This window comes from Actinocrinis sp., from assembly GCF_035605935.1.
Classification (GTDB): Bacteria; Actinomycetota; Actinomycetes; order Streptomycetales; family Catenulisporaceae; genus Actinocrinis.
This window is the reverse complement of record NZ_DATNGK010000060.1, coordinates 18293-44735: the sequence shown is the minus strand read 5'-3', so window position 1 is coordinate 44735 and position 26443 is coordinate 18293. Positions and strand designations below refer to the sequence as shown.

Below are 26443 nucleotides of genomic sequence, written 5' to 3'. Positions count from 1 at the left end.
CAACGCGGGCCTGTTCACCAACACGCCGCAGTCGATCGTCGGCCAGCAGGTCCTGGTCGAGCACTTCCCGGCAGGCGCCGGAAGCCCGGTGATCGTCATCTCGAACGCCGGATACGCCGCGCAAGCGGACACCGCGCTGGCCACCACGCCGGGAATCGTCTCGGTCGAGGACCCGATCATCAAGAACGGCTACGCCTACCTGCAGGGCAACCTGGGCTCCGCGCCGGACAGCCAGGCCGCGAAGAGCACCATCGACGCGGTACGCGCGAACGTGCACGCCGTGCAGGGCGCCGACGCGATCGTCGGCGGCAACACCGCGGTACAGCTCGACACCGAGCGAGCGTCGCAGCACGATGACAAGGTCATCATCCCGCTGATCCTGCTCGTCGTGCTGATAGTCCTCGGGCTGTTGCTGAGGGCGCTGGTGGCGCCGTTCGCGCTCATCGCGACCGTGGTGCTCTCGTTCGGCGCCGCACTAGGCCTAAGCACGATCTTCTTCAACAACGTGTTCCACTTCAGCGGTGAGGATGCGGCCTATCCACTGCTGAGTTTCGTGTTCTTGGTCGCGCTCGGGATCGACTACAACATCTTCCTGATGACCCGCATCCGGGAGGAAGCGGTCAAGAACGGCACCAAGCGCGGCGCGCTGATCGGTCTGGCCGCGACCGGCGGCGTGATCACCTCGGCCGGCATGATCCTGGCCGGCACGTTCGGGGTGCTCGGCACGCTGCCGGTGGTGGGCTTCGCCGAGATCGGGTTCACCGTCTCGCTCGGCGTCCTGCTCGACACCTTCATCGTCCGCTCGATCCTGGTCACCGCGCTGGCGATGGACCTGGACCGGCGGATCTGGTGGCCGAGCAAGCTGGGCCGGCGCGCTACGGCGTTCGCCGCGGTTCCCACGCAGGGAGTGCCTGCGAACGAGCCGGATTCGGTGACTCGGTAGACGTAGTGACTCGGTGGCTCGGCGACTCAGTGACGCAGCACCCTTAGTAGCAGGCCGAGTCCCAACGAACACGAGGGTCCGGTACCGCGATCGAATCGCGGTACCGGACCCTCGTCGTTGTGATGCCTGATTGCGTTTTCGGCTACTTGGTCTCGGTGACCTTGGCCAGGGCACGCGGGGCGTCCGGGTTCAGGCCGCGGGCCATGGTGACCTCGTAGGCGAGCTGCTGGAGTGGCAGGATCTCCAGGATCGGGGCGACCTCCTCCGCGGCCCCAGCGGGCAGCACGAAGCCCGCTGAGGCGCCCGCCACGTGCTCGCGGGAGCCGACCACGACCAGGTCTGCCCCACGCTCGCGCAGGCGGTCGAGAACCGGCTCCAGGGCCGCGCCGCCGGCCCCCGCGGAGGCGATGGCGATGACCGGGGAGACGTTGTCCACCATCGCCAGCGGACCGTGCAGAAGGTCCGCGCCGGAGAAGGCGTGCGCCGGCAGGTATGAGGTCTCCATCACCTTGAGCGCGGCCTCACGCGCGGTCGGATAGCCGTAGCCGCGCGAGGTGATGACGAGGCGCGCGGCGAAGCGATAGCGCTCCGCGAGCTTGACCACTTCGTCACGCCGCTCCTGGATCGAGGCGGCCAGCTCCGGCAGGCCCTTGGCCGCCGAGCCGTCGCCGCCGCGCACCGCGTCGATGAGAAGGAAGAGGGTCAGCAGCTCGGCGGTGTAGGTCTTCGTCGCGGGCAGCGCCTTCTCCGGTCCGGCCAGCACGTCGAGCGCCAGTTCGCTGGCCTGGTTGACCGGGGAGCCGGCCACGTTCGTGACGGCCAGCGTGAGCGCCCCGGCCGCTTTCGCCATCTCGGTGTAGGCGAGCAGGTCTGGCGAACCGCCGGACTGCGACACGGTGATCGAGAGCACGTCGCTGAAATCCGGCCGCGCGCCATACGCGGTCGCGGTGGACATTGAGGTGAGCCCGGCCGGGATGCCGAGTCCGACCTCGATCAGGTACTTGGCGTAGTAGGCGGCGTTGTCGCTGGTGCCGCGCGCGGTGAGCAGCACGAAGCGCGGCCTGCGGCGGCTGATCTCGGCGGCCACCTCGCGGATCGCCGGCAGGCCCTCGTCCAGGATGCGCTGGAGCACGGCGGGCTGCTCAGCCATCTCCCTGGCCATGATCTCGCCGGGCTCCGGGCTGGTCGCGGCCTGGCCGGCCGGGATGGTCGTCATGCGGGGCGGTTCCTCTCGGGGTTCAGGTTCTCGCGGCGCGGTTAACCGCCGCGGCGAGCGGCAAGCGCCTCGGCAGCGGCGATGCTGCAAACGCGCGACGCGCCGTATGTCTCGATCACGATCACGCCGCCGGCAGCGAGTTCATCGACTCGGCCGTACGGCAATCCCAATTCGACGACGACGGCATCCGGACGTTCGGCGACGATCGCGCTGACCGCGTCGGCCATCCACGCGTTGCGATTCAGGTCGCGCACAGCAAGCACGAGCGGCCGGCTTACCGCAGCGTCCAGGAGCGGTGCGACGTCGATGCGCGCGTTCTCGTCGACGACGGGCACGGTCATCAGGCCGACCGATTCGGTACCGGACGTGGGCGCGGATACGCGCGTACCCGTCGTACCAGGCAACAGCTCGGCGAGCGGCGCGAGCAGGCCCCAGCGGGTCGCCGTGTCGACGGCGATGTTCACCAGCGGCGAGAACTCGACGACGTAGGCCGGGCTGGTGAACGGCTTCAGCTCGCCGCGCACGCGCAGCGCCCGCCGCGCGGCCTCAAGCCCAACGCCCCGGTTCACCGGCTCGGTGCCCGCTCGCCCAGCCCAGACCTCGGCCGACCATCGTGCTACCGCGCGGTTGCGCTCGGCGGCCTCGTGCAGCCTCTCCTCCGACAAGCGACGCTCGCGTACCGCCCACACAATCGCGTTGCGCAGGTGGATGAACGCGTCTTCGTCGGCAAGTCCGCCGCCGAAGCAAATCGCGTCCGCGCCAGCCGACAGCGCCTTGACGGTGCCCTCGGCAATGCCATGCGTCGCGGAGATCGAACCCATGTCGATGCCGTCAGTGATGATCAGACCGTCGTACCCAAGTTCCTCGCGCAGCAAGCCGGTGAGCACCGCACGGGACATCGTCGCGGGCAGCGCGGCGTCGTAGCGCGGGAAGAGGATGTGCGCGGTCATGATGCACTTCGTCCCGGCCGCGACCGCCGCGCGGAACGGCGCGAGGTGCACGGCGAACCGCTCGTCGTCGAAGTCGATGAGCGGCAAGCCGAGGTGCGAGTCGGTGCCGGTGTCGCCGTGTCCGGGAAAGTGCTTGGCGCAGGCGGCGACTCCGGCCGCCTGCATTCCCTTGATGTACGCGGCGGTGTGACGCACCGTCAGCGCGCTGTCCGAGCCGAACGAACGCACTCCGATCACCGGGTTGTCCGCGTTCGCGTTCACATCGGCGACCGGGGCGTAGTTCAGATTGATCCCGGCGGCGGCCAGGTCGGCGCCGATGGCCCGGGCCACCTGCTCGGTCAGCTGCGGGTCGTCCGCGCTGCCGAGGGCCAGGTTGCCCGGGTAGGAGGAGCCGCGCTCGATCTCGAGGCGGGTGACGTCGCCGCCCTCTTCGTCCACGGCGACCAGCAGGTCAGGTTGCAGTGCGCGCAGCTCGCCGGTGAGTGCGGCGAGCTGCTCGATGCTGCGTACGTTCCGGTGGAACAGGGCGACACCGCCCAGTTCCCCGGCCTCGATCCGGCGGCGCAACCAGTCCGGCGGAGTAAGGCCGTCGAAGCCGGCTTGCAGGACGGCTCCGGCGTCGCGCAGCAGTCGGGCGGTGTCGGTGCCGGATCGGGCCATGGGTCCTGTCCTAGTTGCGTTACGTCGTGCGCTGTCTTGCGTCGTACTGTCTTGCTCGGGCACTGTCTTGCGTCGGGTGCTCAGCTGCTCAGCCCTTGACCGCGCCCGCGGTGAGCCCGGAGGCGACCTTCCGCTGGAAGACCACGAACAGAATGATCACCGGGAGGGAGACCAGCAGCGCCCCGGCCATCTGCGAGCCGTAGTCGGCGCCGTGCGTGGGGCTGGAGGAGTAGAAGGACAGCCACACCATCGAGGTGCGCTTGTCGTTGCTGCTCAGCAGGGTGTTGGCGAGGACGAACTCGTTCCACGCCTGGATCCAGGCGTACACGCCGGTGGTCACCAGGCCCGGCAGGGACAGGGGCAGGATGATCCGGAAGAACGCGCCCCAGCGGGTGCAGCCGTCCACCATGGCGGCCTCGTCCAACTCCACCGGGATGTTCACGATGAACGAGCGCAGCGTCCAGACCACGTACGGGATGGTGAAGACCAGGTAGGCAAGGATCACGCCGAGGAACTGGTCATAAAGCCCGGCCTTGTTCAACACGATGTAGAGCGGGATCGCGATCGACAGCAGCGGCACCATCTGGACGATCAGGATCGCCACGATGAACGGATTGCGGCCGCGGAAGCGGAACCTGGCCACGGCGACCGCGGCGAGGAACCCGACGACGAGGCCGGCCAGCACCGAGCCGATCGTGATGATCGCGGTGTTGCGCATGTTCCCGAGGAAGTCCGGGTCGTCGAAGATCGTCTTGTAGCTGGAGAAGTCGAAGTGCGTCGGCCAGAACGTCGGGTTCTGCGAGAGCAGGTCCCCGTTCGACTTCACCGTGGTCAGGATCATCCAGTAGATCGGGAACGCCATCACCAGGCCGAAGATCACGGCCACGACGTTCCACACGGTGGTCATCGCGCGGCTCTCGCCGGGACGGCGGCCGCGGCCGCGCCCCCGGGTCGGCTGCGTCTCGGGCAGCTGAGCGGGCATCGCCCGGGCGGAAGTGAAGCCGGCCATCAGCCCTGGCCCCCGATCTTGACGACCTGTCGGATGTACGCGACCAGCACCACCAGCATCAGCAGGATCATTGCGATGGAGATCACCGAACTGGTGCTGTAGTGCGAGCTGGTGAAGCCCTCTTCATAAAGGTAGATGCCCACGGTCCAGTAGCCGGGCTCCGGCGAGTTCTGCCGCAGCGCCCAGATCTGGGTGAACACCTGGAAGTCCCAGATGAAGCTGAGCGAGGTGCACAGCAGCAGGAAGGGCCGGATGATCGGCAGCACCACATGCCGGAAGCTCTGCACCGGGTTGGCGCCGTCGACCCGCGCCGCCTCGACCAGTTCCTTGGGGACCTGGGTCATCGCGGCGTTGAGGCCGAGCACGAGGAACGGCAGCGCGCCCCAGATCACCGCGGCGGCGACCACGACGTACAGGCCCTCGTTGGCATTGGCGAACCAGTCGTGGTTCTTCATGCCGCTGCCGCCGAACACATAGCAGATGTAGTCGATCACGCCGCCGATACCGGCGAAGAGCCAGCGGAACACGGTTCCGGTGACCAGCGCGGGGATCGCCCAGACGAACATCAGCATGGTCGAGACGAAGATCTTCACCCCTGTGGAGACCCGGTTGAGCACCAGCGCGAAGATCAGGCCGAGCGCGATGGAGAGCGTCACCACTTCGAAGGTGAACAGGAAGGTGCGCCAGACGACGTGCCAGAACTGCGAGTCGGAGAAGACCTTGCTGAAGCCCTGGAAGCCGATCCAGCGATCGAGGCCCGGCACCGCGAGGCGCAGGTAGCTGTTGACGTTCTGGAAGCTGAGCAGGATCACCCGCACCAGCGGGTAACCCATCACACCGATCAGGGTGAGGATCGCGGGCAGGATCAAGACATACGGGATGTACCGGCCCTGTACCGTGACGCCGCGCCGGCGGCGGCCGCTGGACGGCGCCAGGACCGGGCCCTCCAGATCTTCGACCCCGCGCTGGCGGGGGTCGGATTGAATCGCGCTCATCGTGTAGAGGGGTCCTTCCCTGGAGCCCGCGGTCCAACTGCGATACCGAGGCGGCGGCTCGTGCACAGCAGCCCGCGCGGTGCGGCGCGCGGGCTGCTGACTGGAACGTGCGTGGCCGCCGGAGGTGTGCTGAGACACCGTGCTCGCGGGCCCGGGCTGGCCGGGCCCGCGAGGGGAGACTACTGCGCGTTCAGGTCGCCCAGAATGGTGGTCTGAGCGGTGCCGAGAGCGGTCGCCGGGTCGGCGCCGGTGGCGATGGCCGAGAACGCGGTCTGCAGCGCGGTCTCGTCGGCGCCGGACCAGTTCGGCGAGTTCGGGATGAACCAGGTCGACGCCTTGGCCGCCTCACCGGTGGCCTGGTTGGCCGGGCTGGCCGCCTCGTAGGCCGAGATCAGCGTCTTGTTGTTCGGGATGGCGTACTTGGCCAGCAGGGTCTGGTTCGCGGTGTCGGTGAAGATCCGCAGGAACTCCGCGCCCAGGCCGGGGTTGGCGGCGTGGCTCGGCACGGCCAGGTCGGAGCCGCCGAGGAACGCCGGGGTCGGCGAGCCGGCCGCGGTGCCCGGAACCGGGATCTCGGCCAGGTCCTTGGCCAGCGCCGGGTTGCCCGCCTTCGGGTCGGCGACCGAGCCGGCCTCCCAGCCGGCACCGATGATCGCGGCGATGTTGCCCTTGGCCATCAGCGCGTCCTGGTTGGACTCGTCCACCGTGGTGCCGCCCACCGAGTACTTCTTCTGCAGGTCGTACCAGGTCTTGATGCCGTTGATGAAGGTCGGGTCGGTCAGCGTGCCGGTCCAGCTGTTGCCGCTGGCCTTCGCGATGACGCCCTTGACGCCGTAGGTGCCGGCGCCGAAGGAGACCGCCGAGTACCAGTTCTTGCCCGCCTGGTAGAGCGCGGAGAAGTTCGGCACGCTGGCGTTCTTCGCCTGGACCTTGGCCAGGTCGGCACTGAGTTCGTCGAGCGTGGTCGGCGGGGTGGTGACGCCGGCGGCGGCGAACAGGTCCTTGCGGTAGATCAGAACACGCGCGCCCGCGTAGTACGGGACGGCGTAGGTCTTGCTGCCGTCCGCGCTCTGTCCGGAGGCGGCCAGCGAGTCGAGCCACTGCGCCGAGTTGTCGAACTGGCTCTTGACGCTGGTCAGGTCGACGAACGAGCCGGCGTTGATGTACTTGGCGGTCTGGGTGTTGCCCAGCTCAAGCGCGTCGGGCGCGTTGCCGGACAGCAGCGCGGTGTCGAGCTTGGTGGTGTAGTTCGACCAGGTCTGGTACTCGATCTTGAGCTTGGCGCCGGTTTCCTTCTCGAACGCGGTCTTGGCCGCGGCGACGACGTCAGGCCAGCCCTTCTGGGCGTCTTGCATGATCCAGACGGTGACAGTCTTTCCGGCACCCTGAGTGCTGAGCGCACCCTGGGGCGTCGCGTTGTTGCCGCTCGACGACGACGAGCACGCCGAGGCGGTCAGCGCGGCCGCGGCGAGCGCGGCGGCGGCTGCGAACTTGCGCTTCAAGCCATCCTCCTGTGGATGCCAAGGCGGGGTGAGAGTGGACGGCACCGGTTCGGTCCCGAGCCGGCGACCCTGGGCTTCGCCGAGCCGGGCGGGTGCCACGCTGAACTTCTTGATTGGGGCGTTTACCGAACGGTCCGTGCCGCGTTTCTCAATGGTTTAGACCAGTTGGGAGAGTGGCATAGACCAATGTGGACCGTCAAGGGTTCCGGCGCGACCAGCCCAAGCCGTTATCAAGGCTTCACCGCCAGGGGCGATGTAGCTCCTGGTGCGATCGCTGGTGCATACTGGTCTAGACCTCTCAGCCGAGTGGCCGCCGCCGGCAAACCGCGCCGCGCGCAACCGGCGCCGCACGCGCACCGGCCCGGGAGGCTGTCGGTCCTTTACAGCGCCGTGGGACCATGACACCTTGTGCCCACAACATCAGGAGGTGCCGTGACGGTCGAGCACAGCGCGATCGAGGTTCGCGCCCCGCTCGTCGGGCCGGGGGAACCGGATCAGGACGACAACGCCCAGGCCGCCGAGCCGGCCGCGCGCGTGCCGAAGTACTACCGGCTCAAGCGGCACCTGCTGGAAATGACCCAGACCATGCCGCCCGGCACCCCGGTTCCGCCGGAGCGCACACTCGCGCTGGATTTCGACACCTCGCGTACGACGGTCCGTCAGGCGCTGGCCGAGCTGGTGGTGGAAGGCCGGCTCGAGCGGATCCAGGGCAAGGGCACCTTCGTGGCCAAGCCGAAGGTGGCGCAGGCTCTGCAGCTGACCTCTTACACCGAGGACATGCGCGCGCAGGGCCTCGAGCCGACCTCGCGGCTGCTGGAGATCGGCTACGTCTCCGCGGACGACGACTTGGCCGACCGGCTGGTGATCAAGCCGGGCTCACGGGTGCTGCGAATCGAGCGGCTGCGCATGGCCAACGGCGAGCCGATGGCGATCGAGACCACGCACCTTTCCGCGAAGCGTTTCCCCGGTCTTCGCAAGCATCTGACCAAGTACTCCTCGCTCTACACCGCGCTGAGCGAGGAGTACGGGGTGCATCTGGCCGAGGCCGAGGAGACCATCGAGACCGCGCTGGCCACCCCGCGCGAGGCGGCGCTGCTCGGCACCGATACGGGCCTGCCCATGCTGTTGCTCTCCCGGCATTCGAAGGACGACAACGCGGAGCCGGTCGAGTGGGTGCGCTCGGTGTACCGGGGTGACCGGTACAAGTTCCTGGCCCGCCTGACCAGGCCGAAGGCTTAACGTTCCCGCTCTTGATGTCTCATCGCCTCCACCGCAAGTCCCGGCGCTCGCTGATCGTGATCGCCCTGGCGGTGTGCGTGTTGTGCGCAGTCGGGGTCGGCATCGGAGTGGGGATCAGCGGGCCGCACAAGGACGGACCGCCGAGCGCGGTGCAACGAGCTGACTTCGCGGACATCCTGCCCGCGCCGGTCAGCGCGACGCCGACCGGCGGTCAGTTCACCATCACCAGTGCGACGTCGATTCACGCGTCGTCAGATTCCGCGCCCGCGCTGGCGGTGGCCGGGTATCTGGCGACGCTGCTTCGGCCGGCTACCGGTTATGCGCTGCCGGTGGCCAGCGCCGATACCGACGGCGCCGGGGTGATCCGGCTGGTGCTGACCGGCGAGGGCGACAAGAAGCTTGATGCCGAGGGCTATCGCCTGGATATCTCGGATGATCAGATCACTGTCACCGCGGCGCAACCGGCGGGCTTGTTCGACGCGGTGCAGACGCTGCGTCAGTTGCTTCCGCCACAGCCGGCGAAGGGCAGCGCGCAACGCGGCGTGGTCTGGTCGGTGCCCGCCGGACACGTGCTTGATTACCCGCGCTTCGGGTATCGCGCCGCAGGCCTCGACGTCGCACGGCATTTCTTCGGCGTCGCCGACGTCGAGCGGTACATCGATGAGATCGCGCTCTTCAAAATCAACTACCTGCACCTGCATCTGACGGACGATCAGGGTTGGCGACTGGCGATCGACGGTTGGCCGAAGCTGACCGACGTCGGCGCACGCACCGAGGTCGGCGGCGGCGCGGGAGGCTTTTACACGCAGGACGATTACCGCAAGCTGGTCGCATACGCGCAGGCTCGATACGTGACGATCATCCCGGAGATCGACGTCCCCGGGCACGTCACCGCCGCGTTGGCCTCGTACCCGGCGCTCAGTTGCGACGGCAAGACGCGGTCGGTGTTCACCGGCATCGACACGGGCTTCAGTTCGCTTTGCGCCGCCAAGCCCACGACATACGCGTTCCTCGACGACGTTTTACGGCAGATTGCTGCCCTTACGCCGGGACCATACGTCGGGATCGGCGGCGATGAAGCGCAGGCGACATCCGCGGCCGACTACGCAAAGATCGTCGACGAAGCCGCAGCGGACGTCCGGGCGGCCGGTAAGACCCCGTGGGGCTGGCAGGAGACCGCGACCGCGTCGGTCGGCACGCCATCCGTGGCGACGTACTGGAACCCGGGCCTGCCTGGCGCCGCGATCAAGCAGGCCGCCAATAGCGGCACGCAACTGGTACTGGATCCGGCCAACCACAGCTACCTGGATCAGAAATACGACGCGGAGACCGCGCTGGGTTTGCACTGGGCAGGCTACGTCGAGGTGCAGAACGCGTACGACTGGGATCCCGGCACCTATCTGCCCGGCGTGAATCAGGATGCGATCCTGGGCGTCGAGGCGGACCTGTGGACCGAGACCGTGGCCACCACCGGCGACATCGACTACATGGCGTTTCCGCGGCTTCCGGCGGTCGCCGAGCTCGGCTGGTCGCCTGAATCGACGCACAACTGGTCCGCATTCCGTGATCGCCTCGCCGCGCAGGGTCCACGCTGGAGCGCGATGGGCATCAAGTACTACCACTCGCCGCAAGTCCCCTGGCCCGCGGGCAGCTGACCACGCAGCTCTAGACTCGCCCGAATGAGCATCCTCGTTATCACGGGCACCGGTACCGGCGTAGGCAAAACGATCACGACGGCGGCGCTGGCGGCCCTCGCCGCGGCGCGCGGCTCCTCGGTCGCCGTGGTCAAGCCCGCGCAGACCGGTGTGGCTGACGGCGAGCCGGGTGACTTGGCCGAGGTCGCCCGGCTCGCCGGGATCTCGACGGCGGACACGCACGAGTACGCCCGCTACCCGGACCCCCTGTCCCCCGCCGCCGCGGCCCGGATGAGCGGCCTGCCGCCGGTCTCGCTGCACGACGCGGCGGCGGACATCCGCAAGCTCGCCGAGTCCCGCCGCCTGGTCCTCGTCGAGGGCGCGGGTGGGCTGCTGGTGCGCTTCGACGAGGACGGCACGACGCTCGCCGACCTAGCGCGCGAACTGGACGCGCCGGTCCTCGTGGTCGCCGATCCGGCGCTCGGCACGCTCAACCACACCGCGCTGACGCTGGAGTCGATGGCGTTGCGCGGCGTCGAACTGGCGGGAGTGGTCCTCGGCAACTGGCCGCAGCCACCACGGGAGCCGGACCTCGCGATGCGCTGCAATATCCGCGATCTGGAAACCCTCGCCGCGCGCCCGCTCGCCGGGGCGATCGCGGCCGGCGCCGGAAACCTCGACGCCGCCGAATTCCTGCTGGCTGCCCGCGCGGGCCTCTCCCCGGCCTTCGGCGGCACCTTCGACGCGGCGGCCTTCCGCGCTGCCTTCGGCCGCTGATCAGTCGTCGAACGGAGTCAGCCGGAACGCCGCGAACCGACCAGTCATCGGTGCCACCGCTCGAAAGTGCCGCTGGTCGAGTGTCAGAATTCGGTCCGTGCCGAGGCTGTCCGCTAGAACGACGTTCACCGCATCAGCCAGTCCAAGGGGCAGACTGGCATACCTGTCGAGCACACCCTTAGCGACAAGCACCTGGTCTCGTCCGACATCGGCAATCTCGTACACGCCTCGCTCGACCTCGCCGAGAAACGCCAACGCGGCCGAATAGCCGAAACGGGTCGTGATCATATAGTCGAGTTCCGCGAGAACGAGTGGCGAGACCACGACGGCCTCGGCCGTCCGAACAGCCTCCAAGCACTCCTTGTGAGCAGGATGCGACCGGTCCAGCGCCGCGAGAATGCCCGACGTATCGCCGATGACGCTCACTGATATCCCTCGCTGCCGAAACCCTCCGCCAGGATCTCATCGGTCCGGTCCGCCCACGTCGGATCGCCGCTATCGAGAAAGAGGCCGGGTTCGGGGCGTTCGGTAGGCAGCGAACTGAGAATCAGTTCGACACCTTTACGGATCAGCTCGGCTTCGGAATGGCCGCTGCGCGCTGCGGCTCGCTTGAGCCGCACCGCCTGCTCATCACGGAGGTAGACCGTTGTCCGATGCATGCCATATATGTTAGCAGCCAAAAGCTATTCAGGGGCCCTTGACCCTCCAGCGACCGGCATAAGGCAGACTGCTGGGCGAGATCGCCGCGCCGGAAGCACCGCGCCGAATGAAGGGCCTCGCATGACCGTCACCGTTGAAGCCGCCGACTCCGCGACGCCGGAGCGTGTCGCCGCTGCCGACCGCGACGCCGGGACGGGCGACATCTTGGCCGTCGCGCGGACGCAGGTGCTGGAGCAGGGGCGCGCGCTGGACGAGGCGCAGGTGCTCGCGGTGCTCGAGCTGCCGGACGAGCGGCTTGAGGAGCTGCTGGCGCTGGCGCACGAGGTACGTGAGCGCTGGTGCGGGCCCGAGGTCGAGGTCGAGGGCATCGTGTCGGTGAAGACCGGCGGCTGCCCGGAGGACTGCCACTTCTGCTCGCAGTCGGGCCGCTTCCCGAGCCCGGTGCGGGCCGCCTGGCTGGACATCCCCTCGCTCGTGGCGGCGGCGAAGGAGACCGCCGAGACGGGTGCGACCGAGTTCTGCATCGTGGCGGCGGTGCGCGGGCCGGACGAGCGGCTGATGGCGCAGATGCGCGAAGGGGTCGCCGCGATCAAGGCCGCGGTGGACATCAACGTCGCCGCGTCGCTCGGGATGCTGACGCACCAGCAGGTCGACGAGCTGGCCGAGATGGGCGTGCACCGGTACAACCACAACCTCGAGACCGCGCGCTCGTACTTCCCGAACGTGGTCACCACGCACTCCTGGGAGGAGCGCTGGGACACGCTCACCATGGTGCGCGACGCGGGCATGGAGGTGTGCTGCGGCGGCATCGTCGGGATGGGCGAGACCCGCGAGCAGCGCGCCGAGTTCGCCGCGCAGCTGGCCGAGCTGGAGCCGGACGAGGTGCCGCTGAACTTCCTCAACCCGCGTCCGGGCACGCCGTTCGGCGACCGCGAGCCGCTTGAGGGCCGCGAGGCACTGCGCACCATCGCCGCGTTCCGGCTGGCCCTGCCGCGCACGATCCTGCGCTACGCGGGCGGCCGGGAGATCACGCTGGGGGACCTGGGCACCGAGAAGGGCCTGCTCGGCGGGATCAACGCGGTGATCGTCGGGAACTATCTGACGACGCTTGGGCGGCCGGCGACGCAAGATCTCGAGCTGCTGGATCGGCTGTCGATGCCGGTGAAGGCGCTTTCTGCAACGCTCTGACCTGCGCTGCCCGTTCAACTGGACACAGAGTCCTAATAGTCGCGCCCGCGGAGCCTCGGCCCGCCACGGCTCAGGTCAACACAGTCAGGCGAGCAATGGCGTAAGCGCCAGCTCGGCTGCTCCGACGAGCGCGGGGGCCGAGAGGGCCGCCGCAACCACCGGTACGGCGACCGCGCGTTCCAGGAACGAGCGCTCGTGCAGCGCGTTGGACAGCGGCTCCGGAGCCACCACGAGCAGCCTGGCCAGCAGGCCGCCGAGCACGATCCGGTCCGGATCCAACAGGTTGACCAGCACCGCGAGCCCCGCGCCCACGCGGCCGGAGACCGTGTCCGCCGCCTCGCGCGCGACCGGGTCGCCTGCCGCGGCGTCCACCAGCACGACGCGCGCCCGGTATTCGAGCCCGGTGGTCGGCGTGTCGAGGCGCCCCGCGGCTCGCAGCAAGGCGCGCGGGTCGGCCTCGGTCTCCAGGCAGCCGCGCGCGCCGCACCGGCATGGCTCGCCGCCGGGATTCGCCGTCGTATGGCCGACCTCCATCGCGTAACCGCTCGCGCCGGTGAAAAGCCGGCCGGAGCTGATCAACCCTCCGCCGATGCCGATGTGCTCGGTCGTGACGAACAGCATGTTGCGAGCCTCCTTGCCCGCGCCGTGCACGTGCTCGGCCAGCGCGGCCAGGTTCGCGTCGTTGCCGACGTGGACCGGCAAACCGCGCAGCGCGGGGGCGTCGGCGAGTTCGGCGGCCACCAGGTCGCGGGCCGGGATGCCGGACCAGTTCATGTGACGCGGCGCGAGCGCGTAGCCGTCGGTCGCGCGTACCGGTGACGGCAGCGAGACGCCGACGCCGATGCACGGCCGGCGCGACTCCTCGGCGATGAGCCGCACTAGTCGCCCTATCCGGTGCATCGTCATCTCGACGTCGGGCGAGGGCTCAACTGCCTCGCGCTCGATCCGCAGCATCGTGCCGCCGAGTTCGAACGCACTCACGTCAAGGGTGTCCACGCGCAGGTGGACGGCGATCACGATCGGGGAGGTCGGCGCGACGCTGACCAGGTGGGATGGCCGTCCGCGGCCGCCGCCGGTCCCCGCCATCGCGCCGGTCGCGGTCTGCTGCGGACGCTCGTCGACGGTGACGAGACCGCGCTCCACGAGGTCGGCCAGCGCGTAGCTGATCGCCGAGCGGCCCGAATCGAGGTCGGCGGTGAGCTCGGCGCGCGTCGCCGTCCCGCCGCGCCGGTGCAGCGCGGTCAGCAGCCTCGTGGCGTTGTTCGCCGAGTCGTTGCCCGGCGTACCGCTGATCGGAGTGGACAGATCGGGGGTCACTCCACGATTATGTATTTGTACAACGTCTGCACAAAATGAGGGCCCGAGCAGGGCCGCACACTCGCCCGAGACGGATCGAAGCCGCGCGGACGCGGGAGGGGGAAAGGACGCAGGATGACGACCGCAACACTGATCGGCCTGGTCGCAGGCTCGCTGACCACGCTCGCTTGGCTGCCGCAGGTGTTCAGGGCGTTTCGTACGCGCTCGACCAAGGACTTCGCCTGGGAGTGGTTCGCGATGTTCGGCACCGGGGTCGGCGCCTGGCTGATCTACGGCTTTCTGGCGGCGGCCCCGGCGGTGATCGCCGCGAACGCGCTGACGCTGGTGCTGGTGCTGGCGCTGGGGGCGCTGAAGGCGGCCCACTCGGTGCGGTCGCGCTGAGCGCGACGATAGGCCATTAGGCGCACCGGACGCGGCATTAACCGAATCGCAACATCACGGATCAGTGCATCCGCCCTGGCCCGGCAATAACCTCCCTGCGGCGTCAATGCCGACGCTGTCGCCAGGAGGTTGAGATGAGTACGGGTTCCGATCAGCCGAGTCCACCTGCCCGGGGCCGGCCAATCCTCTCCCCGCTGCGTGTTGTCGCGGCGGTTTCCCTCATCGCGCCGTTCGTCGCGATGCTCTGGATCCCTTCGTACAACAAAACGAGCCCGAAGCTGCTCGGGTTCCCGTTCTTCTACTGGTACCAGCTGCTGTGGGTGATCATCACCGCGGTGCTGATGATCGTCGCTTTCACGGCGGTGAATCGCGATCGGGCGCAGCGCCGCGGGGCCTCGTCCGGGTCGGGTCCGGCATCCGGTGTCGATGAAGGCAGCGATGGAACGGGGGCCGCACAATGACGGGTAGCGCTGTGACAAGCACTGCTGTGCACGCGGCTTCCGCGCCGCTCGCCGCCGGGAAGGCCGTCAACGGCACCGAACTCGGCGTTCTGATCTTCTTCTTCGCCGCCGTCGCGGTGCTCGGCTTCCTCGCCGCGCGCTGGCGGCGGGTCGCCGATCGTCGTCACCTGCACGAGTGGGGACTCGGCGGCAGGTCATTCGGCGGCTGGGTCACCTGGTTCCTGCTCGGCGGCGACCTGTACACGGCGTACACGTTCGTCGCCGTGCCGGCCGCGATCTTCGCCGGTGGCGCGCTGGGCTTCTTCGCGGTGCCCTACACGATCCTGGTCTGGCCGATGGTCTTCATCTTCCTGCCACGGCTCTGGTCGGTCTCCCGTAAGCACGGCTATGTAACGCCCGCCGACTTCGTCAAGGGACGGCACGACTCGCGTGCGCTGTCGTTGGCAGTCGCGGTGACCGGCATCGTCGCGACGATGCCCTACATCGGCCTTCAGCTCGTAGGCATCCAGGCGTGCCTTGACGTGATTGGCATCGGCAGTAACGGCTCGACGTTCCAGAAGGACCTCCCGCTCTTCATCGCCTTCATCGTGCTCGCCGCCTACACGTACACATCCGGTCTACGTGCCCCCGCGCTGATCGCGTTCGTCAAGGACACACTGATCTACATCACGGTGATCGTCGCGGTCATCTACATCCCGACCCGGATTCCGGGTGGCTGGTCGCACATCTTCGACGCCGCGCAGACGAAGCTGACCGCGGTGAATCCGAAGACCGGCAAGCCCTCGGGATCGATCCTGCTGGCCAAGGGCAACTCGCTCCCATACGCCACGCTCGCGATCGGGTCTGCGATGGCGCTCTTCATGTACCCGCACGCGCAGATCGGCGTGCTGGCTACGAGGGCCCGCAGCACGGTACGCCGCAACCTCGCCGCCCTGACCGCGTACTCGCTGATGCTCGGCGTGATCGCGTTGCTCGGCTACATGGCGATCGCCGCGCACTTCACCACGGCCTCGCTCAACGGCAATGCGCAGCACGCGGTGCCGGCGCTGTTCGACTGGGCGTTCCCGTCCTGGTTCGCCGGCGTGGCCTTCGCCGCGGTGGCGATCGGGGCACTGGTGCCGGCGGCGATCATGTCGATCGCGGCGGCGAACCTGTTCACCCGCAACGTATGGGTGGACTTCGTGCGGCCTGACGCCTCGCCGCAGGAGCAGACCCAGGTCTCCCAGCTGGTCTCGCTGCTGGTGAAGTTCGGCGCGCTCGCGTTCGTGCTGGGCCTGGACGCGACCAGCGCGATCAACTTCCAGCTGCTGGGCGGGGTGCTGATCCTGCAGACCTTCCCGGCGATCGTGTTCGGCCTCTACACGCGGTACTTCCACCGCTGGGCCCTGCTGCTCGGCTGGGCGTCAGGCATCGTCTACGGCGCCCTGGTGGCCTGGTGGCAGTCCTCTGCGACGCAGCACCACTTCGGCTCGCAGGTCGCGCTGATCCCGTGGACGCATCAGAAGGCGTACATCGCGGTCACCGCGCTGGTGGTCAACCTGGTGGTGTTGATCGTGACGAACTTCGTGCTCAAGGCGATCAAGGCGCCGGCCGGCACCGACTCGACGGCGGAGGCGGACTACGAGTACGAGGAGATCGAACCGGAAGCGCCGCAGGTGACGCCGGTGGTGCTGTAGCGAGCAGTTTCGCAGTAGATCGAATGCATGGCTCCCCATCCCCGCCGGCTGTCAGAATTGGCGCTGAGCGAGGATGGGGAGCCATGGACGTCTTGGTGCGGGAAGCCCGCGAAAGCGAACTGGACGAGGTCGGCGCGGTCACGGCGACTGTGTACGACGGTCTGGTCAGCCCTGAGTATCTGGCGATCGTGCGGGACGCGCGCTCCCGCTGGGATTCTCCGGCCACCACGACATTCGTCGCACTCGACGACGGCACCGAAGGGTTGCTCGGAGCGGTCGTGCACGCCGCACCCGGCTCGCCCTGGCGCAATCTGGGCGAGGACGAGGAGTGCGAGATCCGCATGCTCGGCGTTCTCGCGGCGGCGCGTGATCGCGGCGTCGGCGAGGCGTTAGTGCGAGCATGCATCGCCCGAGCGAAGGCGCAGGGCTCGCCGCGGGTGGTCCTTTGCACGGAGCCCGAGATGCAGGCCGCGCAGCGGTTGTACGCGCGACTGGGGTTCGAGCGCGTGCCGCAGCGCGATTGGTCGGTGCGGCCGGGCATCACGTTGATGTCGTACGCGATGGAGCTGTCGTGATGAGCGCCACGGTGACGTACTGCGGACAGTGCGGGAAGCCTGTCGCAGAGGCCGATCATCGAGCGTGTGCGGCGCGGCTTGAGCTTGAACCGCCGCGGTACTGCGCACAGTGCGCCCGGCGGATGGTCGTGCAAGTACTGCCGAGCGGATGGACGGCCCGCTGTTCGGTGCACGGCAGCGCGTAGCTGGGAGCAGCGGGTGTCAGGAGCAGCGCAGAATTCCCGACAGCGTCTGACAGTGGGCGAGGCGGCTACGCGAGAACCGCGATGACGTCGCCTTCCTGGATGACGTCGCCGGGCACGACATGGACCTCGGTCACCATGCCGCCGAACTCGCACAGCACCGGGATCTCCATCTTCATCGACTCCAGCAGCACCAGCGCGGCCCCGGCCTCGACCCGGTCGCCCACCTTGACATCGACCTCGGCCACATTGGCCACCATCTCGGCGCGTACCACCTCGGACATGCCCGAATCCTCGCACAGACCGGGGCCGGCGCAAGGACGCGACGTGGCTGAGGCCTGAGTTCCTCGCCGGAGATCAGCCGGGATAAGGCTCTGCGGATTCGACGATCCGGGTCAGCGACTCGACGACGCGCGGGTCGTACTCGGTGGCCATGCCGAGCCTGATCCGCTGCAACGCGGCCAGCCTTCGGTCCGGGTCGAGCGCACCGCTGACCAGGTCGTCGTACGCGTTCGCGGCGCGGATGATGGCGCCGGCCAGCGCCACCGGCTCGTCCGCGTGGTCGGGCCGAAACGGCTGCCACTGATGCTCAAGAATCTCCGCCACATGGTCCAGCACGCCGGTTTGCCGCACCACGTCCGCGCCGAGAGCGGCCACCGAGGCGGCCCGCTCCGGGGCGATGAGCACGGTGGCGCCGCCGGGGATCGGGTCGGTGAGCGAGAGCTGGCCGATGTCGTGCAGCAGAGCGGCGTACTCGAGATCCAGCAGCTGCGCGTCGGGCAGGGAAAGATCACGGCCGATCGCCAGGGCCAGATGGCAGACGCGGCGGGCATGACCGGGCTCGGTGTAGTCCGCGAGGTCGGTCACCCGTGACAAAGCTCTGATGGTCTGCTGGTAGGTGGCGCTGATCTCGGCGTACCGGCGCAGCGCGCGCTGCACCACGAGGATCGGCGCGGCGGCGATCGGCAGCACCCACAGCCCGAGCGGCCGCGCGGTCAGCGCGATGGCGACGGCGAAAAGGAGCACCGTCGGGCACACCCAGGCCGTGGCGATGCAGTCGTCGCGGAAGCTGGAGAGCAGGCGGCGCAGCGACGGGCTCGGCCGCGCGGTCAGGCCGACCGGGTCCCAGCGCGACGGGCCCGCGGTCACCGAGGGCGTGCGGCCGGGTTCGAGCAGCCTGAGCAGCGAGGCCAGCAGGTTGTCCAGGAACAACGCCGCGATCGCGACCCCGGCGAGCAGTGCGCCGGTGACGGGCATGCTGTGCCGGGCGAGCAGGTCGCTTGCCGGACCCGGCATCAGCCAGCTGCGGAAGACCACCGCGGCGAACCCGGTCACGATGATGCGCCGCGCCAGATAACCGGGCCGTGGATGCCGGCCCGCGTAAGCCTGGATCGAGACGCCGCATACCGCCGCCACCGCGGTCACGGCGATGACCTCGGTCGCGCCGTAGGTCGTCCGCGTGCCGTCCACCGAGAAGCACAGCGCGAACGCGAACGCCGCGGTCGAGGCCAGCGGCGCGGAGTCCCGGCCGTGCGGCAGCGCGATCCGGATGGCCTCGCCGAGCGCGATGGTCGCGCCGAACGCGGCCGCGATGGCCGGCTGGCGTAGCGCGTGCAGGAGCACATCCAGGACTGCCGCGCCCGCGATGACCAGCGCGAAGCAGGTCAACAGCGCGGGCGCGGTCAGTGAGGCGTGCAGCCTGGCCGGGGCGCCCATACCTGTCACCGGCAGCTCGCGGCGGGATGCGGCGCGGCCGGATCCGGATCGTGCGGCCACGTCGAGGTGGTGCCGTGGCAGCCAACCTTCGCCCGAGCGGCGGCAGTCCGGCGGCTCACCGGCGCCCCCAGCGGGGAGCTCGTGGCTGCGGCGCGGACCGCTCCCGATCGCCAGCCTGCTCACCGGGCTGCCCAGCATCCGCCGCCGACTTCTCGCCCATCGGCGAGGGCACGACGAAGGCTGGGTCGTCGTGGTCGAAGCCGTTCACGCCGGAGTCCGGGACGGCGGGCCGCGGGATGGCGTGCTCGGAGTAAGCGGCGCCAGGGTGGCCGCCGACGCCGTTGGCGGCGTCGTGACTCGCGTCGCTCGCCGTGCCCTTCGCGGCGCCATTCCTGGGGATGCCCATGGTGGGACCGGCGTTGAGCGCCCCGGCGCCGAGCTGCGCGCTGCCGTTGGCTTGAGCCGGCACCGGCGTTCCGCTGAGCACGCGAGTCGGCAGGCCGAGTTCGTTCTGGAACGGCGCGAAGGCCGGCATGGTGCCGTCGCCGAGCCACGGCTGCCCCTCCCGCTCGGCCTCGACCAGTGCGGCGTGCATCGCGTCCACCATCGCCGGATCGAACTGGCTGCCCGCGCAGGCGCGCAGTTCGGCCACCGCCTCGGACACCGAGCGGGCCGGGCGGTAGGAGCGGGTCGAGGTCATCGAGTCGAAGGCGTCGGCGACCGCGATGATCCGGGCGAAACGCGGGATGCGTTCCCCGGACAGTCCGGTCGGGTAACCGCGGCCGTCCATGCGCTCGTGGTGGTGCAGGATCGCGGTGTACGCCTCATTGAGGAACGCGATGTCGCGCACGACGTCGACGCCGCGCACCGGATGCACCCTTATGGCTTCCAGCTCCGCCTCGTCGAACTTGCCGTCCTTCTGCAGCAGCCGGGTCGGCACGCCGAGCTTGCCCACGTCGTGCAGGATCGCCGCGTAGTGCAGGATCGAGATGCGCTGCTCCTCCATGCCGAGGCGCCGCGCGATCATCTCGCTGGCCTTGGCGACCCGCTCGCTGTGCCCGCGGGTGTAGAGGTCCTTGATCTCGACCGCCTGGACCAGGGCGCGCACGGTGGCGTCGTGCGCGGCGCGCTGCGCCGAGTATTGCGCGTAGGCCCAACGGGTGACCAGCAGCGGGCCGATCATCACCAGGCTGGCCATCACCTGTGCGTGGTTGCGCCACAGCACCGCGGCGAGCAGGCCGGCGAAGCTGTAGGCGACGTTGCGCGGCAGCACGTGCCGCACCGCGTCGCGCACCGCGGCTCGCGCACGGACCCGGCCGCCGAGGACGGTCATCGTCCCGACCAGGAGCGCGGGCACCGCCGAAAGAGCGAGCGCCGCGGCCACTATCGGCAGCAGCGCGCCCGGCATCTCCGGCCGCATCAGCGTCCTGGAGCCGTGCAGCAGGATGTAGACCGCGTCGCCGGCCACTGGCGTGAGGAAAATGCCGGAGAGCACGAAGATCATCCGGGACGGGGGCGTGCCGGGGCGCAGGCAGATGCACAATCCGCCCAGGGCGACGCTGACGGCCGCGGCGCCCGGGGTGAGCAGGACCACGGCGGCAAGCTGAAGCGCGACCGAGGCGGGCACGGCCGGGCTCTCCGCGAACCTCGGGAAGGTGGTGGTGAGCACGATCAGGCCCTGGATCGCCGCGAGGGCGAAGAAGAGCAACGGATCGACCCGGTCCCATCGGGTGACCGGCAGGATGACGGCGGCGACCGCGACGGCGGCCGCAGCCACTACGGCTACATACAGCCTCGGCGTCCTCGGCATCGGCCCATCCTCGCCCTCCCGGTCCGGGTAGGCCGGACTGGTGTGGGGGGTCGGACGCGCGCCGACGGGCGACCCTGCCCCGATCGGCTCCGTCCCCCGGGCCATCCTACGAAGCCTGCGCGCCAAGTGCGCAGCTGTCCCGGATTGAGTTTTCCGAAACTCCAGTACCGTCACGTCGCCACCCCTCCGCACCGGGGCACTCCTCAGCCCCGAGCCGGTTCCGCACTCCCGACTCGATGGCCTAACGACACGATGGTGCCACCTGTCACGCCATACGGAACACAATTCAATCGACTGAGTGGAAAACTCCGGCGAATATCGGTCCAGTTCAGACGGGCTGTAACGGATAAACTACCGAGCGTCAGCAAATCGGTTCGGCATTAACGGCGTTACATCTAAAACCGGATCAGCCGGGCATGAGAGATCGCAACCCATGGCGATCGAACGAGTACGAGGCGTGTCTTATCGCGTCGCGAAGGGGTCGCGAAGAGAGTGAGGGGGCGACGACGCTTCGGCGCCGCGAACGGCGCCGCGCGGAACGTCTAAGGGTGCGTCAGCTCGACGCGGCCGGCTCGGCGCTGTCGGCCGCGAGGTCCTGCTGGACCTGGCGGATCTTGGACAGCACCTTCAGGCGCAGCTGCTCGGGCGCGGTGTCGCAGCCGCAGCTGCGGTGAACCAGGGACTTGACCGCCTGCTCGAGGCCGAACTCGGCCAGGCAGGGCGCGCACTCGTCCAGGTGCTTCTTGACTGTCGCGCAGTCGTCCTCGGCCATCTCGTGGTCGATGTACTCGTAGACCCGGTCGAGCACCGACGTACAGTCGGTCTCGTGCGGGTGCCCGCAGCTCATGCCGTCGCCGCCTTTCCAGCGTCCCCGCTGTGACCGTTGGCCCCGTTCTGGCCGTTCGCGCCGGCCACCGCTCCGGCGAACCCGCGCTGTTCGGCGTAGTCGGCCAGCAGCTCCCGCAGCTGCCTGCGGCCGCGGTGCAGCCTGGACATCACGGTGCCGATGGGCGTGCCCATGATGTCCGCGATCTCCTTGTAGGGGAAGCCTTCGACGTCCGCGAGATACACCGCCATGCGGAAGTCCTCGCCGATCGACTGCAGCGCCGCCTTGACGTCCGAGTCCGGCAGGTGGTCGAGCGCCTCGACCTCGGCCGAGCGCAGTCCGGTCGAGCTGTGCGACTCGGCCCGGTGCAGCTGCCAGTCCTCGATCTCGTCGGTGCCGGAGGCCAGGGGCTCACGCTGCCGCTTGCGGTACCCGTTGATGAACGTGTTGGTGAGGATGCGGTACATCCACGCCTTCAGGTTCGTGCCCGGCTTGAACTGGTGGAATGACGCGTACGCCTTGGCGTAGGTCTCCTGGACCAGATCCTCGGCATCGGCCGGGTTGCGGGTCATCCGCAGCGCGGCGGAGTAGAGCGCGTCCAGGAACGGCATGGCGTCACGTTCGAACCGCGCGTCACGCTCGGCCGGCGTTTCCTGATCTAACAGCGCCTCGTGATCAGACAGCTGCTGGGCAGCCGTCAGCGCCGCGTCCGTCCCATCGACTGGCTGCGGCGAGGTCTGTGTATCCGCCTCGTGCGCAGGCTGCGCTCCGGCGGCAGTGCCCACCGTGATACCCACCTCCGTGATCGGATCCGGCTCGAGAACCAGCCGGACTCCCCCCGAGAATAGCCGTCGGGGGACGTGATCACCGATTCGGGCAGGCGTCAGCGGCGCGACAGGCGCGGGCGCCTCCGGGCTCGGCTCCTCGTGGAAGCGGGCGAAGTCGGCGAACTCGTGTTCGGTGAGAGTGGGGATTGTGGCCATCACAATCCTCAGAACAGCGGTTCAGCCTCCCCCATTCCCGCGGGCGCCGCCGGTTCGGGGATCGGTTCGATCAACTCCGGGCCGTTATTGCGCACCGAGTTCACCTGATCGGAGACCGCGGCCGCGATCCAGTCCGGGGAGAAGTCGAGCAGATCGCGCACCTGCCCCGGATCTTCCAGCTGCGGGTCGAGCCACGCGGTCCACGCGTCACGCGGCACGGTGAGCGGCATTCGGTCGTGCAGCCAGGCCATCCGGTCGGTGGCGGCGCCGGTCAGGATCGACGCGGACCACAGCTCGTTTCCCTCGGCGTCCCGCCAGCGCTCGTACAGCCCGGCGAAGGCGAGCGGGCCGCCGGCGACCGGATGCACGAAATAGGGCTGCTTGCGCGGCTTGGGCTTGGCTTTGGACTTCGTTCCGTCGGCCGCGCCCGCGTCGGCGGCGGGAGGAAGGGCCAGCCATTCGTAATACCCATCCGCGGGAAGCAGGCAGCGGCGGCGCGCGAAGGACTGCTTGAAGGCGGACTTCTCGGCAGCCGACTCGATCCGCGCGTTGATCATCTTGGCGCCCACGGACGGGTCCTTGGCCCAGAACGGGATCAGCCCCCAGCGCAGCGTGGAGAGCGTGCGCTGCCCATGGCGCACGAGCACCGCCGGGATCGGCTTGGTCGGCGCGACGTTGAAGTCCGGCGGGTACTCCTGGATCTGGAGATCCGCGCCGAAGTCGATGGCCAATTGCTGCGGCGGCGTGTTAACGACATAACGACCACACATGTGATGAAGCCTGCCACGCCGCGCTGACATTTGACTCAAGTCCGGCAGCGGTGCGGTTCTGTGGGTGGGATCCGCGGATGATGCACTGGGGAGTGATTCTGCGGCGGTCACCCGCGCGATCCACTCTCGGGCGTGAATGCGGGACAGATTTCCGGTCGCCAGCGCCACTACGCTTGAGGCATGACGACTTCGGAGCTCTGGACCGCCCCCACCAGCGCCGGGCCGGTGACCGCCCGGGTCACCGTCCCCGGCTCGAAGTCCGCGACCAATCGCGCCCTCCTGCTCGCGGCCCTCGCCGATGCGCCGGCCACGCTGCGCCGGCCGCTGCGCAGCCGTGACAGCCTGCTGATGACCGATGCGCTCCGTGCGCTCGGGGTCGGCATCGAGGACCTGCCGGCCGGCTCGTGGCAGGTCACGCCGCCGCAGGCGCTGCGTGGCGAGGTGAGCGTGGACGTCGGCAACGCGGGCACGGTCATGCGATTCGCGCTGCCGATCGCGGCGTTGGCCGACGGCCCGGTGCACTTCGATGGAGACGCGCGCTCGCACGAACGGCCGATCGGGGCGCTGATCGAGGCGCTGCGGGCGCTCGGCGCGGACATCGACGACTCGGCACGTCCCGGGCACTTCCCGCTGACCGTGCGCGGCGCCGGAGCGCTGGCCGGCGGCCTGGTGGAGATCGACTCCTCCGCCTCCTCGCAGTTCGTCTCGGCACTGCTGCTGGCCGGGGCGAGGTTCACCCGCGGGGTCGAGGTGCGGCACGTCGGCGAGCGGTTGCCCAGCCTGCCGCACATCCGCATGACCGTGGAGATGCTGCGCGAGGCCGGGGTCGCGGTGGACGACTCCGAGCCGCAGCGCTGGGCAGTGGCCCCGGGAACGATCCGCGGCCGCGAGACGACCATCGAACCGGACCTGTCGAACGCGGCGCCGTTCCTCGCGGCCGCGCTGGTGACCGGCGGCCGGGTGACCGTGACCGATTGGCCCGAGCACACGACCCAGCCGGGCGACCGGCTGCGCGAGATCTTCACGCTGATGGGCGCGCGCTGCGAACTCGGTCCTGACGGCCTGACGGTGACCGGCAATAGCATTGTGCACGGCGTCGACCTGGACCTTTCCGGCGAGTCCGAGCTGACCCCGACGATCGCGGCTCTGGCCGCGCTGGCCGACGGCCCTTCCCGGCTGCACGGCATCGGCCACATCCGGCTGCACGAGACCGACCGGGTCGCCGCGCTCGCCAAGGAGATCAACAACCTCGGCGGTGAGGTCGTCGAAGGCGAGGACGAGTTGCTGATCAAGCCGCGGCCGCTGCGCGGTGGCGAATTCGCGACGTATGACGATCACCGGCTGGCTACCGCCGCCGCGGTGCTGGGACTCGTTGTGCCGGGCATCCAGGTAGAGAACGTGGCCACGACCGGTAAGACGCTGCCCGACTTCACCGGCCGCTGGGCCGCGCTGCTCGCTGGAACGGAGTACCAGGGGTGACGGCGGCGGCGCACCGGGTATCGGCAGTCCGATGAGAAGCACGCTGAGGACCAGCACACCGACGATCAACTCGCCGATAGCAGTGACGGTGGACCGCGCGTGGTGAGGCGCGGCCGGGATTTCGACGAGGACGACATCCGGATCCGGGCGAATCCGCGCGGCTCGCGGCCGCGCTCGCGGCTGCGGCCCGATCACGAGGACGCGGCTGAGGGGATGGTCGTCGCCGTCGACCGCGGCCGGTACACCTGCCTGATCGAAGTGGACCGGGAAAGCCGCGAAGTCACCGCTATGAAGGCGCGCGAACTCGGCCGCAAGGGCGTGGTGCTCGGGGACCGGGTCTCGCTGGTCGGTGAGCTGCGCGGCGGACCGGACGCGCTGGCCCGTGTGGTGCGGGTGCATCCGCGCGAGCACGTGCTGCGCCGCACCGCCGACGACACCGATCCGGTCGAGCGGGTCATCGTCGCCAATGCCGATCAGCTGGTGATCGTGACCGCGCTGGCCGACCCCGAGCCGCGCCCGCGCATGATCGACCGCTGTCTCGTCGCTGCGTACGACGCCGGGCTGTCGCCACTGCTCTGCCTGACCAAAGCAGACCTCGCCGATCCCGCGCCGCTGCTGTCCGCCTATGAGGCGCTTGGCGTTCCGTCGATAGTGACCCGGCGCGGCGGCAGCTTGGAGCCGTTGCGTGAGGCGCTGGCCGGGCGAGTCAGTGTCCTGGTTGGCCACTCCGGCGTCGGCAAATCAACCCTCGTTAACGCGCTGGTCCCGGACGCGGATCGGGCGATCGGGCTGGTGAACGACATCACCGGGCGTGGTCGGCACACCTCGAGCTCAGCGGTGGCGCTGCGCCTGCCGGAGTACGTTGCGCCGCGACCGGAGCCGAGATCAGGCCCTGATGCAGCGGAACAGGGCCCTGTGAAAGCAGGAGATTCCAAAGGCGGGGAATCGAAGCCGTCGCGGCGTGCCCGCAAGGCGGCGGCGAGCGCGCGGGAGGCCAAGCCGTGGACCCAGCCGATACTCTTCGACGACGAGGAACTCGACGCGTTGCGCGAGCGCGACACGGAGCCGCGCGTGTTGCCCGAGGGCTGGGTGATCGACACGCCCGGAGTGCGGTCCTTCGGCCTGGCGCATGTGAGCCCCAGCCGGGTCGTGGAGGCGTTTCCTGATCTCGCGGGCGTGATCGCCGAGTGCCCGCGCGGTTGCACCCACGCGGCCGACGCGCCGGATTGCGCGCTCGACGAGTGGCTGACCGGGTTGCCGCCTGGCTCGGGTGAGCTCGCGGGCGCCGAAGCGCGGGTGGACTCGGTTCGGCGGCTGCTCATCGCGCTCACCGAGCGCGGCGCGGGTGGGTGAGGTCCGGCCGGATGCCCCTGGCACGGATAATCGAGCTCTTATTCGATGGCTTCGCTGAACCGGCGGACTTCTACCGGACTTCTACCTTGAGTGACCTTCCCATGGCATAGCGTAAAGGCTCCGCCGGTCGTCCGCGGCCGC

Annotated in this window: 25 protein-coding genes; 11 read left to right on the top strand and 14 right to left on the bottom strand. The window is 69.2% G+C overall.

The window, feature by feature from the left end; all coding sequences use genetic code 11:
• A partial coding sequence (locus tag VN779_RS05340) for an MMPL family transporter (RefSeq protein ID WP_325720729.1) occupies window positions 1-943 on the top strand: 943 nt, incomplete at its 5' end.
• Window positions 944-1085: 142 nt separating this feature from the next.
• On the opposite strand, the gene VN779_RS05335 is transcribed toward VN779_RS05340, so the two are convergent.
• The 5 genes from VN779_RS05335 to VN779_RS05315 form a co-directional block, all read right to left on the bottom strand.
• Window positions 1086-2159 (bottom strand): SIS domain-containing protein, encoded by a 1074-nt coding sequence (locus VN779_RS05335; RefSeq protein ID WP_325720727.1) that lies wholly within the window; start codon window positions 2157-2159, stop codon window positions 1086-1088.
• 41 nt (window positions 2160-2200) lie between these two features.
• Window positions 2201-3769, bottom strand: coding sequence for a glycoside hydrolase family 3 protein (locus tag VN779_RS05330; RefSeq protein ID WP_325720725.1), 1569 nt, complete (start codon window positions 3767-3769; stop codon window positions 2201-2203).
• A gap of 88 nt (window positions 3770-3857) precedes the next feature.
• The gene (locus VN779_RS05325) at window positions 3858-4778 is read right to left on the bottom strand and encodes a carbohydrate ABC transporter permease (RefSeq protein WP_325720724.1); all 921 of its coding nucleotides are present in this window, start codon (window positions 4776-4778) and stop codon (window positions 3858-3860) included.
• Window positions 4778-5773 (bottom strand): sugar ABC transporter permease, encoded by a 996-nt coding sequence (locus tag VN779_RS05320; RefSeq protein ID WP_325720723.1) that lies wholly within the window; start codon window positions 5771-5773, stop codon window positions 4778-4780. The genes VN779_RS05325 and VN779_RS05320 overlap by 1 nt, the downstream gene beginning before the upstream one ends.
• A 179-nt stretch (window positions 5774-5952) precedes the next feature.
• Window positions 5953-7275 carry an extracellular solute-binding protein gene (locus tag VN779_RS05315; protein ID WP_325720722.1) on the bottom strand — a complete coding sequence of 441 codons (1323 nt, stop codon included), beginning with the start codon at window positions 7273-7275 and terminating at the stop codon, window positions 5953-5955.
• 534 nt (window positions 7276-7809) lie between these two features.
• Between VN779_RS05315 and VN779_RS05310 the strand changes: the two genes are divergently transcribed.
• From VN779_RS05310 to bioD, 3 genes are read left to right on the top strand one after another with little or no spacing between them, the layout of a single operon-like run.
• Window positions 7810-8514, top strand: a complete 705-nt coding sequence (locus VN779_RS05310) for a GntR family transcriptional regulator (protein WP_349260651.1) — start codon at window positions 7810-7812, stop codon at window positions 8512-8514.
• Window positions 8515-8528: 14 nt separating this feature from the next.
• Window positions 8529-10169, top strand: coding sequence for a beta-N-acetylhexosaminidase (locus VN779_RS05305; RefSeq protein WP_325720720.1), 1641 nt, complete (start codon window positions 8529-8531; stop codon window positions 10167-10169).
• Window positions 10170-10193: 24 nt separating this feature from the next.
• A complete protein-coding gene (gene bioD / locus VN779_RS05300; protein ID WP_325720719.1) occupies window positions 10194-10925 on the top strand; it encodes a dethiobiotin synthase in 732 nt (243 codons plus the stop codon).
• On the opposite strand, the gene VN779_RS05295 is transcribed toward bioD, so the two are convergent.
• Window positions 10926-11351, bottom strand: coding sequence for a PIN domain-containing protein (locus VN779_RS05295; RefSeq protein ID WP_325720718.1), 426 nt, complete (start codon window positions 11349-11351; stop codon window positions 10926-10928).
• Entirely contained in the window at window positions 11348-11545 is a 198-nt protein-coding gene (locus VN779_RS05290) for a hypothetical protein (RefSeq protein WP_325720717.1), read from the bottom strand. Before VN779_RS05290 ends, VN779_RS05295 begins: the two co-directional genes overlap by 4 nt.
• Before the next feature lie 160 nt (window positions 11546-11705).
• Here VN779_RS05290 and bioB point away from each other — a divergent pair, with 160 nt between their 5' ends.
• Window positions 11706-12773, top strand: coding sequence for a biotin synthase BioB (bioB, locus tag VN779_RS05285; protein ID WP_325720716.1), 1068 nt, complete (start codon window positions 11706-11708; stop codon window positions 12771-12773).
• 84 nt (window positions 12774-12857) lie between these two features.
• Here the strand turns inward: bioB and VN779_RS05280 are convergent, their stop codons facing one another.
• Window positions 12858-14090, bottom strand: coding sequence for an ROK family transcriptional regulator (locus tag VN779_RS05280; RefSeq protein ID WP_325720715.1), 1233 nt, complete (start codon window positions 14088-14090; stop codon window positions 12858-12860).
• Window positions 14091-14204: 114 nt separating this feature from the next.
• On the opposite strand from VN779_RS05280, the gene VN779_RS05275 reads away from it, so the two are divergent.
• The 4 genes from VN779_RS05275 to VN779_RS05260 all read left to right on the top strand — a co-directional run bounded on the left by VN779_RS05275 (window position 14205) and on the right by VN779_RS05260 (window position 17183).
• Window positions 14205-14471 (top strand): SemiSWEET family sugar transporter, encoded by a 267-nt coding sequence (locus VN779_RS05275; protein WP_325720713.1) that lies wholly within the window; start codon window positions 14205-14207, stop codon window positions 14469-14471.
• Between the two features lie 134 nt (window positions 14472-14605).
• Window positions 14606-14932 (top strand): DUF3311 domain-containing protein, encoded by a 327-nt coding sequence (locus tag VN779_RS05270; protein ID WP_325720711.1) that lies wholly within the window; start codon window positions 14606-14608, stop codon window positions 14930-14932.
• Window positions 14929-16608 carry a monocarboxylate uptake permease MctP gene (gene mctP / locus VN779_RS05265; RefSeq protein ID WP_349260647.1) on the top strand — a complete coding sequence of 560 codons (1680 nt, stop codon included), beginning with the start codon at window positions 14929-14931 and terminating at the stop codon, window positions 16606-16608. The genes VN779_RS05270 and mctP overlap by 4 nt, the downstream gene beginning before the upstream one ends.
• 83 nt (window positions 16609-16691) lie before the next feature.
• Complete coding sequence (locus VN779_RS05260) at window positions 16692-17183, top strand: GNAT family N-acetyltransferase (protein ID WP_325720707.1); 492 nt, start codon at window positions 16692-16694, stop codon at window positions 17181-17183.
• Window positions 17184-17433: 250 nt separating this feature from the next.
• On the opposite strand, the gene VN779_RS05255 is transcribed toward VN779_RS05260, so the two are convergent.
• The 6 genes from VN779_RS05255 to VN779_RS05230 form a co-directional block, all read right to left on the bottom strand.
• Window positions 17434-17649 carry a biotin/lipoyl-binding carrier protein gene (locus tag VN779_RS05255; protein ID WP_325720705.1) on the bottom strand — a complete coding sequence of 72 codons (216 nt, stop codon included), beginning with the start codon at window positions 17647-17649 and terminating at the stop codon, window positions 17434-17436.
• A 73-nt stretch (window positions 17650-17722) separates the two neighbouring features.
• Complete coding sequence (locus tag VN779_RS05250) at window positions 17723-19141, bottom strand: HD-GYP domain-containing protein (protein ID WP_325720703.1); 1419 nt, start codon at window positions 19139-19141, stop codon at window positions 17723-17725.
• A gap of 55 nt (window positions 19142-19196) precedes the next feature.
• Window positions 19197-20891, bottom strand: a complete 1695-nt coding sequence (locus VN779_RS05245; protein WP_325720700.1) for an HD-GYP domain-containing protein — start codon at window positions 20889-20891, stop codon at window positions 19197-19199.
• Window positions 20892-21444: 553 nt separating this feature from the next.
• Window positions 21445-21738, bottom strand: a complete 294-nt coding sequence (gene rsrA / locus VN779_RS05240; protein WP_325720698.1) for a mycothiol system anti-sigma-R factor — start codon at window positions 21736-21738, stop codon at window positions 21445-21447.
• Entirely contained in the window at window positions 21735-22502 is a 768-nt protein-coding gene (locus VN779_RS05235) for a sigma-70 family RNA polymerase sigma factor (RefSeq protein ID WP_414639583.1), read from the bottom strand. Before VN779_RS05235 ends, rsrA begins: the two co-directional genes overlap by 4 nt.
• 206 nt (window positions 22503-22708) lie before the next feature.
• A complete protein-coding gene (locus VN779_RS05230; protein ID WP_325720694.1) occupies window positions 22709-23470 on the bottom strand; it encodes an SOS response-associated peptidase in 762 nt (253 codons plus the stop codon).
• A gap of 180 nt (window positions 23471-23650) precedes the next feature.
• On the opposite strand from VN779_RS05230, the gene aroA reads away from it, so the two are divergent.
• Window positions 23651-24949 (top strand): 3-phosphoshikimate 1-carboxyvinyltransferase, encoded by a 1299-nt coding sequence (gene aroA, locus VN779_RS05225; protein ID WP_325720692.1) that lies wholly within the window; start codon window positions 23651-23653, stop codon window positions 24947-24949.
• Between the two features lie 102 nt (window positions 24950-25051).
• Complete coding sequence (locus VN779_RS05220) at window positions 25052-26302, top strand: ribosome small subunit-dependent GTPase A (RefSeq protein WP_349260649.1); 1251 nt, start codon at window positions 25052-25054, stop codon at window positions 26300-26302.
• The last annotated feature ends 141 nt before the right edge of the window (window positions 26303-26443 follow it).

Bases quoted from the DNA above. Each gene is read 5' to 3' on its own strand.
- VN779_RS05335 (WP_325720727.1), bottom strand. From the start codon at position 2,159: ATGACGACCATCCCGGCCGGCCAGGCCGCGACCAGCCCGGAGCCCGGC.
- VN779_RS05330 (WP_325720725.1), bottom strand. From the start codon at position 3,769: ATGGCCCGATCCGGCACCGACACCGCCCGACTGCTGCGCGACGCCGGA.
- VN779_RS05325 (WP_325720724.1), bottom strand. From the start codon at position 4,778: ATGGCCGGCTTCACTTCCGCCCGGGCGATGCCCGCTCAGCTGCCCGAG.
- VN779_RS05320 (WP_325720723.1), bottom strand. From the start codon at position 5,773: ATGAGCGCGATTCAATCCGACCCCCGCCAGCGCGGGGTCGAAGATCTG.
- VN779_RS05305 (WP_325720720.1), top strand. From the start codon at position 8,529: ATGTCTCATCGCCTCCACCGCAAGTCCCGGCGCTCGCTGATCGTGATC.
- bioD (WP_325720719.1), top strand. From the start codon at position 10,194: ATGAGCATCCTCGTTATCACGGGCACCGGTACCGGCGTAGGCAAAACG.
- bioB (WP_325720716.1), top strand. From the start codon at position 11,706: ATGACCGTCACCGTTGAAGCCGCCGACTCCGCGACGCCGGAGCGTGTC.
- VN779_RS05275 (WP_325720713.1), top strand. From the start codon at position 14,205: ATGACGACCGCAACACTGATCGGCCTGGTCGCAGGCTCGCTGACCACG.
- VN779_RS05270 (WP_325720711.1), top strand. From the start codon at position 14,606: ATGAGTACGGGTTCCGATCAGCCGAGTCCACCTGCCCGGGGCCGGCCA.
- mctP (WP_349260647.1), top strand. From the start codon at position 14,929: ATGACGGGTAGCGCTGTGACAAGCACTGCTGTGCACGCGGCTTCCGCG.
- VN779_RS05260 (WP_325720707.1), top strand. From the start codon at position 16,692: ATGGACGTCTTGGTGCGGGAAGCCCGCGAAAGCGAACTGGACGAGGTC.
- VN779_RS05255 (WP_325720705.1), bottom strand. From the start codon at position 17,649: ATGTCCGAGGTGGTACGCGCCGAGATGGTGGCCAATGTGGCCGAGGTC.
- VN779_RS05245 (WP_325720700.1), bottom strand. From the start codon at position 20,891: ATGCCGAGGACGCCGAGGCTGTATGTAGCCGTAGTGGCTGCGGCCGCC.
- rsrA (WP_325720698.1), bottom strand. From the start codon at position 21,738: ATGAGCTGCGGGCACCCGCACGAGACCGACTGTACGTCGGTGCTCGAC.
- VN779_RS05230 (WP_325720694.1), bottom strand. From the start codon at position 23,470: ATGTGTGGTCGTTATGTCGTTAACACGCCGCCGCAGCAATTGGCCATC.
- aroA (WP_325720692.1), top strand. From the start codon at position 23,651: ATGACGACTTCGGAGCTCTGGACCGCCCCCACCAGCGCCGGGCCGGTG.